The organism is Thiomonas sp. TH-17 (assembly GCF_057473305.1).
Genome location: NZ_JBYCKI010000304.1, coordinates 1 through 8,118 on the forward strand (window position 1 = coordinate 1; position 8,118 = coordinate 8,118).

Sequence of the window (8,118 nt, forward strand, 5' to 3'; positions counted from 1 at the left end):
ACAGCGCGACATCGGCTTTGTGCCGTGCGCAGTAAATGATCCTTGCCTCGGGAAGCGCGGCCGTGATCCAGTCGAGGTGCAGAAAGTTCATCGGGTTCTTGTCGATATAAACCCTTGCCGCGGCATCGTCGCGGATGATGTGGGTGCGGTAGATGCTGGCGGTCGATCCCAGCGCGTCCGGCCATGCCTGCCGTGGCGCGCCGGTGACGGCGCGATCCAGGTGCTCGGCGAAATTGAGCTCGCCGCGCGACACGATACCGGCGTGGCGCGCCATCAACTCCGACAGCAGCGTGGTGCCGCTGCGCGGCATGCCGATGACGAAAACCGGCACACAGGCAGGCGCGGACGCTTGCTGGCGCGGCAGAAGCTCCTGCAAGGCGCGCGCCCGGTCATGCAACCACTGCTGGCGATCCCATGGCTGCGCCGCTCGCGCGGCGGCGTTGGCGCGGCCCAGGTGCTGCGCGGCCGCGCGGTAGTCGCGCAGATCGTCACTGATCTTGGCGCGCGCGAAGTGGGCACTGGCGCTGGTGTGGCCGGGTCGCGCACGATGCAGCACATCATCGATGAGGGCGATGTCCGTGTCGTCGGCATCGCTGAAGCGCTTGCTCAGCGCAAGGCCCAGTGCCGCAGGACCCTGCGCATCCTGCGGGCTGCGCAGGAGATCGCGATACAAGTCCCGTGCCTCATCGAATTGCCCCAGCTCCAGCGCCGTCCTGGCCTGCAACTCCATGAGCTGCGCGTGGCGCGGGTGCAGCGCCATCGCCGCACGACCCAGGGCATGCGCCATATCCACTGCCGCGCACTCGGTCATGAACTTCATGCACGCGCAGACCGTATCGATCTGCATCAGGATCTCCGGCTGCATCGCGAAATCGCGCAGCGTCGCTGCTGCTGCATGCGTGCGCCCACGCTCGCGCAATCCATCCGCCAGCAGCCAGACCGGCTGCAGCCAGTGCGGCGCCGCGCGCGCGGCCGCCAACGCGTGGGCTTGCGCATTGTCCATGTCGCCGATGGCGCGATAGGCTAGGGCACGATGAAACTCGATCTGCGCTTGCGCTCCAAAACGCGCCTCGGCCTCGGCCAGCACGGCGAGCGCCGCCGTAGGCCACGACTGTCCTGTCAGCCTGTCGGCGACCGTGGTCCAGACCTGCACGGGCTGTGCTGCCAGGCTGTCGATCACCGCGAGCAAGGGATTGACGGGATGTGCACGCGCGATGGCGTCTGCAAATCGCGCCAGGATTTTGTCGACATCGCCCATGGCCCACCCTTGTCCCGGTTTCAAGTCGCGCGCAGCGCCGCGTCCTCGCATCCATCCCATCGTGTGCCGCGGCATCATGGCGTCGGATGAAGCGCGAGTTCCAGCACGTGCGCCGGCATCTCCAGCCTGGATCGCGGCGCTGGACCGGATCGACGCGTTGCCCGGCGAGCAGGCCGGCGCGCAACTCGTCGCACTGCTCGCCGATGCAACCGTACCCGAGTGGCTGCAATGCATACAACAACTGCGCCTGCGCCGACGATGGATGCTCGCGGAGCAGGTTGCGCGCGCCGCACTCCTGCGACATCCGCAGCCATTGGAACTGCGTCGCGCACTCGCCCTGATTCTTCTCGAAAGCGGTCAGCTCGAATCGGCCACGGCGGCGCTTGCAACCATCGCGCGCGGTTTTCCGGACGATGCCGCCACGGCCCTGGCTCTGGCACGCTCCTTGGCGCAGGCCGGGCGCAACGCGGCCGCAGCCGACGTGATGCTGCGGTTGTTTGCCGCGAACGCACAGCCGGCCGATGTATTGATCGCCGCGGTGGAGCTTCTCGATGACTGCAATCGCAAGTCCGACGCCGCGCGGCTGTGCGAGGACGCCATCGCCGCGGGCTGCATGGATGCCCGCGTGCGCATGCAAGCCGGCAGCCTGGCCAACCAGCTTGGACGATTTGCCGATGCGCGCGCGCATTTCATGCAGGTCGTGGCGCAGGACGGACGGGCCCACGAATGGTTCGTCGCCAACGGCCTGGCCATCGCGCAGCGCTATGCCGATGCAACGCACCCGGATTTCGCCCTGTTCAAACAGGCGCTGACGCGTAGCGACCTGTCGCCACGTGCACGCGCCTCGCTGTGTTTCGCCTTGGGCAAGGGCTACGATGATCTGGACGAGATCGAGCAGGCCGCGATGCATTTCCGTCAGGGCAATGCGCTGCGCAGGCAACTGCGGTCATGGTCGCGCCTGGATTGGCAGCGCCTGGTGCAATCGCGTCTCTGTGCCATGGCTCCGACACCAATGCCACGATCCGCTGACTGGACCCCGGTATTCATCGTCGGCATTCCGCGTTCCGGCAGCAGCCTGGTCGCCACGCGCCTTGCCGGCCATGGCGGCGTGCGCGATCGCGGCGAGCTGCCCTGGCTGCAGCACATGGCGCGGCAACTGCCCGACCTCGCCCATGCCCCGGCATCGCGCCTGCACGAGCTTGCCGACATCTATCAATCGCACCTGCTGCAGGATGACGCGCCGGCACGCTTCTATCTCGACAAGCAGCCGCTGAACCTGCTGTTCGTCGATCTGATCCTGGGCCTGTGGCCGCACGCGCGGATCGTGTACTGCCACCGCGTTGCGCGTGATACGGCCCTGTCGCTATGGATGCAGGACTTCACCGACGCACAGCATGGCTATGCCTTCGATTTCGACGGGATCCACGCCTTCATGGAGGGCTGTGAGCGCTTGATGCGACACTGGCAGCAGCGCTATGCAGACTCGATCCGCCGCGTCGAATACTCCGAGCTCGTCAGCGCACCCGAGGCGTGTATCGCCGAACTGGCTGCGTGGATCGGCATCGATCCGGCGCAATCCGCGGCGCACACGGACCCGCCCGGCAGCATCGCCACGGCAAGTCTGTGGCAGGCCAGGCAACCCGTCTATACGCGCTCGATGGGCCGCTGGCGTGCCTATGCGCGAGCGGTCCCGGAACTGGACATGTTTCCCGATGCCTGATCGCGATGCCGGATCGCACAGGCACCGGATGCACATCGCGCTTCAGTCGATGGCATAGCCCCAATGCCGCAGCATCGGCTCGAGGATCGGCAGGGCCGGTTGCAGAGCCTCGCGATAGCGCTGCCAGCGATTGACTCGGCGCGGCGTGATCGGCTGGATGACCTCGGTGTAGCTGGGCGTGGCGATGTAACCCTTCTCCTGCGCACGCGCCTGCGAGTTGAGCAGGGGCTGCGCATCCGCGAGCCCGAGAAACTCCGCCAGGCGTCCGGCCTGCAATTCCGGTTCGGCAACCAGCGTCTCGTAACGCGACACGAATACCTGCGGTTTGAACAGCTCGACGTGGTGCAGCCAATAAGTCATGGCAGTGACATAGCCACGTGCCAATGATTCGACATCGGCACACACCGCACCCAGCACCACCGACCGGAAGTTCTGGAAGTAATTGCTCAGCAGCACGTCGCGCGGATCGCGCAGGGCAAGTAGGTAACGCGCATTGGGAAACAGCCGGTGGATCAGCGGCAACCACAGCATGTTGAGCGGATTCTTGTCGACCAGTTGCGTGTCGGCCTTGCGCGCGATCTTGCTGCGCACCAGATCCCAGTAGGCCGCGCGCAACTGATCGCAATCGCTCTGCTGCATGCGGTGCAGCTCGCGCGGCACGCGCAGCCCCGCCGCGGACAGATGATCCCCCAGCACGTTGAAGAACGGGCGTTCGTCCATCGACTGCAGGGCCGGATGCGCGTCGAGCATCTGCTCGAGCAGGGTGGTGCCGGAACGCGGAAAGCCGACGATGAACACCGGCGAGTGCGCGGCATCCGGCGCGTGCAGCTTGGGCCAGGCGGCGCAATCCTCCCGGCTCAGGGTGTAGTTGGCCGCCGGAAACGTCGGCGCATCGGGCCGGAAGCGCTGCGGCGCTGCGCGACGCATGTCCTCGATCTGCAGCGCATGCGCGGTACGCAGCGCCTGCAGCGCCGCGTTGCGCTCATCGAGTTGGTCGCAAACCTGCGCCAGCGCGAAGTAGTGATCGAAGTCCTCGGGGCTGCGCGGGCCACGCGCATCGAGCAGCGCGCGCGCGGCGGCGAAATCACCCGCGCGCTCGGCCAGCCTGGCTTCGCTGTGTGCGATGTCGTGGGCCACCGATCCCGCGGGATCGGGCGCCTGCTGCTTGATGCGCTCGATCAGTACGCGCGCGTCCTGCAGACGGTTGCTGCGCTCATAGACGCTGGCCAGCAGTGCGTTCGCGTGCAGGTGGCCGGGCGCACGCGCCACCAGATCCTCCAGCAATTCCTGCGCGGCCATCGCGTCGCCGATGGTCATCAGCGCGAAGGCAAGATCGAATTGCGCAGCATCGGCCAGCGGCAGCCACTTGCGCCAGCCCTGGATGAGATCCTCGGCAAAGTAATCGCGGCAGGCGATCGCCGCCTGCGCTGCGGCGATGGCGATCTCCGCGTCGTGCGGCTGCATGGCATGCGCGCGCAGCAGGATATCGCGCGCCGGTTCGTACTCGCGCCGGCGCAACAGCACCCGACCCTGTACGGTCAGCAGAGCCGCGTTCTGTGGCGCAATCGCGAGGCCTTGCTGTGCGGCCTCGAGCGCGGCGGCGTCATCGCCGGCAGCCTGCAATGCCGTCGCCAGATTGCTCCAATGCAGCGCTTCGTGGGGGGCGCGCTGCGCCAACTGGCGATGGATCGCGGCGGCCTCGCCATGCCGGTTCTGGTGATGCAGGCTGAGCGCCAGCAGGAACAGCAGCTGCTCATCACCGGGATGGTCCTGCAGGCGCGCGCGGCTGAGCGTCTCCGCCCGTGCCGGATCGCCCGCCTGCAATACCGCAACGATGTCCTGCACGAAACCTCCGCTAACCGGCACGAGAGCAGTTGGCAAAAACCGCTCCGGCACGTGGATTGGTCCGCAAACCGCGGCAGGATGCCCGGTTTTGCGACGGGTCAAAAAAAGAGCCGCGCGGACTGGCCGCGCGGCTCGATTGTAAAGGCAAGCGTTGCGTCAGAACTTGACGGTCACGCGGCCCCAGTAGTAACGCCCGATCAGGTCGAAGTCGGCCGGGTCCGTGTTTGCATTCAGCACATTGTTCGCATACAGGAACGGCGGCTGCTTGTTGAACACGTTGTTGATACCCAGCTGGATCTTGGCGTTGAGCGGCGCGACCTCGTAGCCCACCGACAGATCGTTGTAGGTGGTCGAGCCAAAATCCAGCTCGTAAGGATTATTGGCCGCAAAGCCGGCGACAGCGCTCATACCCTGCGATGGATCGCGCGAACCCAGACGGAACTTGCCGATATAGCGCATGCGCCAAGTCGCATCCCATGGGCCCATGTTCCAGTCCAATTCGGCCTGTGCGCGCCAGCGCGGGAACAGGCAGATGCCACCCACAGAGTCGGAGCAGGCACCCTGGGCTGCGGAACCGAACGGCAGGAAGTGGCCGGCGAAGTTGTACACGCTGTTCGCTGCCAGACCAGGCGCCGTCTGCACCTTGTAGCGCTGCAGGTAGGTGCTGTTGAAGTTGATGGCGAAACGGCCCGGATCCACACCCATCACGTCGAACTGCGGCAACCGGTAGCGGAAACCGAAGTCGATGCCAGCGGCATCCGTGCGGCCGAGGTTGGCCGTGGGCTGCAGGATCTGGATGATTTGTCCCTGGTTGGGACCGGAGGCATAACGCGAGATCAGCGGGCAATAGATGGTCTGGCCCGAAGAACACAGATCCAGAATGGTCTGCGCTCCCACGCTGGTGATGGTGTCATTCAGATAGATGCGCCAGAAGTCCACCGTGGTCGAGAAGCCCGGCAGGAAATGCGGGTCATACACGAAACCGAAGTCGAAGGACTTGCCTTTCTCCGGGCCCAGCGGGAAGTTGGCGTACTTCGAACCAGATGTGATTCCGCTGATCTGCTGGTTCAAGGCAACGTCCTGATTGACGAAGGTGCCGTTGGTCGGAACGTTGACGCAGGCCGGATTGACCGGATTGCCGGTGTAGCCGTTGCAGGGGTCACTGCTCAGCTTGGGTGCGCTGCTCACCGGCGAACCATAGACATTGCTGATCGTAGGCGCGCGGAACACCGAGGCTACCGTGCCGCGCAGCAGCAGGTCGCTGATGGGACGCCATTCGATGGCCAGCTTGGGATTGCTGGTGCTGCCGAAGGTGCTGTAGCGCGAGTAGCGGTCACCAATGTCGATATTCAGGGCCTTGGCGAAGGGCGCATCCTTGAGGATGGGCACGAACAACTCGCCATAGGCCTCCTTGACGTTGTAGCCGCCCTGCAGGTTGGCACTGCACTGGCTGCCCAAAGTACACGAGCCGGTGGCTGGATTCAGTAGTAGAACTGGGTCAACGATGGTGCGCGTGTATTCCTGACGGTAGTCCGCGCCCACGGCCAGACGCACTTCGCCAGCCGGCAGGGTGAAGATCGCGCCGTTGGCATCGATGTGCTCGTAGCGCTCCTGGCTGTACGAATCGCTGATGGCGTTGGCCGCCGCGGACTGGATCACCGACAGATACTTGGGATTGTTCAGGTCGAAGCCGTTGATCGGCGTGCAGCCCGAGATGATGTTGGCAGGCACGTATCCAGCAGTACCCGGAGTACCTGAGGACGGCGTGCCGCAGACCACCTGACCGGCGGAATCGAGGAACGACGGCCCCATGGCCTGGTTGAGGATGTTGATGTTGGGCAGACCTTCGGTGATGGTCACCTGGCTGAAGTGGCCATATCCCAGGCCGGCATTCCAGTCCCAACTGTGGTCGAACAGATCCAGGCTGCCCTTCAGGCCGGTGAACAACTGGTCGGTGGTGGTGCCGAACTGCGCGGCGCGCGGGCCGGCCGAGGTCAGGCGATAGCGGAAATCGTAGCTACCGGGCGCGTAGGTCACGCCGAAAGGATTGTAATAGCTTTGTGATGAAATGACGGCATTGCCACCGACAGGATCTGAACCCACCAATGCAGGAGCCAGCTGGAACGCCGAGGACGTCTTGGTGTGATAGAACTGCAGGTAGGCATCGATGTTGTCGGACAGGCGGTAGTCACCATTGACCCAGGCGTACGTGCGCTCCTGCGGGGTCATGATCAGGTTGACCGGCGCATAGTTGTATTTGTCGCTGTTGCCAAGGCAATGGTAGTTGGCGGTGCTGACCACTTGGGCATTACCGCCCGGGTTCAGGGCTACATGCTTGCAGCCGCCAAAGATACTCTGAAGGTTGCTGGGCAACTGGATGTTGCCGAAGGGCGGATATGAAGAACCGCCGACATACTGGTAGGGCGGCGTGTTGGTACTGCCAGTCAATGTAATCGCGTTCTTGGAAAAGCTCCGGTTGGCAGCGGAGATTTCATCCTGCTTGTTGTACTCGATGCCGCCCATGATGCTTCCCTTGTCGCCGGACTGGCCGAAGGTGAAGCTGAAGCCGCGGCGGGCGCCATCACTGTGATCGGAGATACCGTAGTCGGTGCTGAACTCGGCACCCTGGTAGTTCTGGCGGGTGATGATGTTGACCACGCCACCGATGGCGTCGGAACCATAGATGGCCGAGGCGCCGTCGGTCAGCACCTCGACGCGCTCGACCATGTCTTTCGGGATCGAGTTGAGGTCGCTGTTGATGATGCGGTTGCCGTTGACCAGCACCAGCGTGCGGTTCGAGCCCAGGCCGCGCAGGTTGATGCCGGATGCGCCCGTGCCGCCGCCATTGTTGGTTTGCGGGTTGGCGAAGCTGCCGGTGTTGGCCGGGGTCGCCTGCACGATGCTGCCGATGGTCAGGCCCCCGGCATTCTGGATGGCCTGACGTCCGATGGAGATGACCGGGTTCGAGGTTTCAATGTCCACGCGGCGGATGCGCGAACCGGTAACCACGATGGTCTGCAGCTCCTTGGCGTTCTTCTGCGATGAATTGGCGGTCGCACCGGTGTCCTGCGCCATGGCGCTGCCGGCGACACCTGCGGTGGCCACGGCGCCCAGCGTGAGCGCCAGGCGTACGGCGGATGCAAGTTTGTTCGTATCGAGGTTCATTCAACTCTCCAACGTCGGTGGTGTGACGTGTGTCGGGACATTGTGGTTTCGTCCGTGAACGGCCTGGGGAGGCCCTACCCTTACCCTGGTGCGGCCGACTCTAACAACTTTCTAACCCGGTTGGAATACC

General features: G+C 64.5%; 4 protein-coding genes. 1 reads left to right on the forward strand and 3 read right to left on the reverse strand.

The window, feature by feature from the left end; all coding sequences use genetic code 11:
* A partial coding sequence (locus tag AC2VLV_RS16660; protein ID WP_486991026.1) for a tetratricopeptide repeat-containing sulfotransferase family protein occupies positions 1-1,258 on the reverse strand: 1,258 nt, incomplete at its 3' end.
* A 61-nt stretch (positions 1,259-1,319) separates the two neighbouring features.
* Between AC2VLV_RS16660 and AC2VLV_RS16665 the strand changes: the two genes are divergently transcribed.
* Positions 1,320-2,978, forward strand: a complete 1,659-nt coding sequence (locus AC2VLV_RS16665) for a tetratricopeptide repeat-containing sulfotransferase family protein (RefSeq protein ID WP_486991027.1) — start codon at positions 1,320-1,322, stop codon at positions 2,976-2,978.
* Positions 2,979-3,020: 42 nt separating this feature from the next.
* Here the strand turns inward: AC2VLV_RS16665 and AC2VLV_RS16670 are convergent, their stop codons facing one another.
* Both AC2VLV_RS16670 and AC2VLV_RS16675 read right to left on the reverse strand, forming a co-directional pair.
* Positions 3,021-4,859: a tetratricopeptide repeat-containing sulfotransferase family protein gene (locus AC2VLV_RS16670; protein WP_486991028.1), complete on the reverse strand. Its 1,839-nt coding sequence runs from the start codon at positions 4,857-4,859 to the stop codon at positions 3,021-3,023.
* Between the two features lie 120 nt (positions 4,860-4,979).
* Positions 4,980-7,988, reverse strand: a complete 3,009-nt coding sequence (locus AC2VLV_RS16675; RefSeq protein WP_486991029.1) for a TonB-dependent receptor plug domain-containing protein — start codon at positions 7,986-7,988, stop codon at positions 4,980-4,982.
* Between the last annotated feature and the right edge of the window lie 130 nt (positions 7,989-8,118).

Bases quoted from the DNA above. Each gene is read 5' to 3' on its own strand.
- AC2VLV_RS16675 (WP_486991029.1), bottom strand. From the start codon at position 7,988: ATGAACCTCGATACGAACAAACTTGCATCCGCCGTACGCCTGGCGCTC.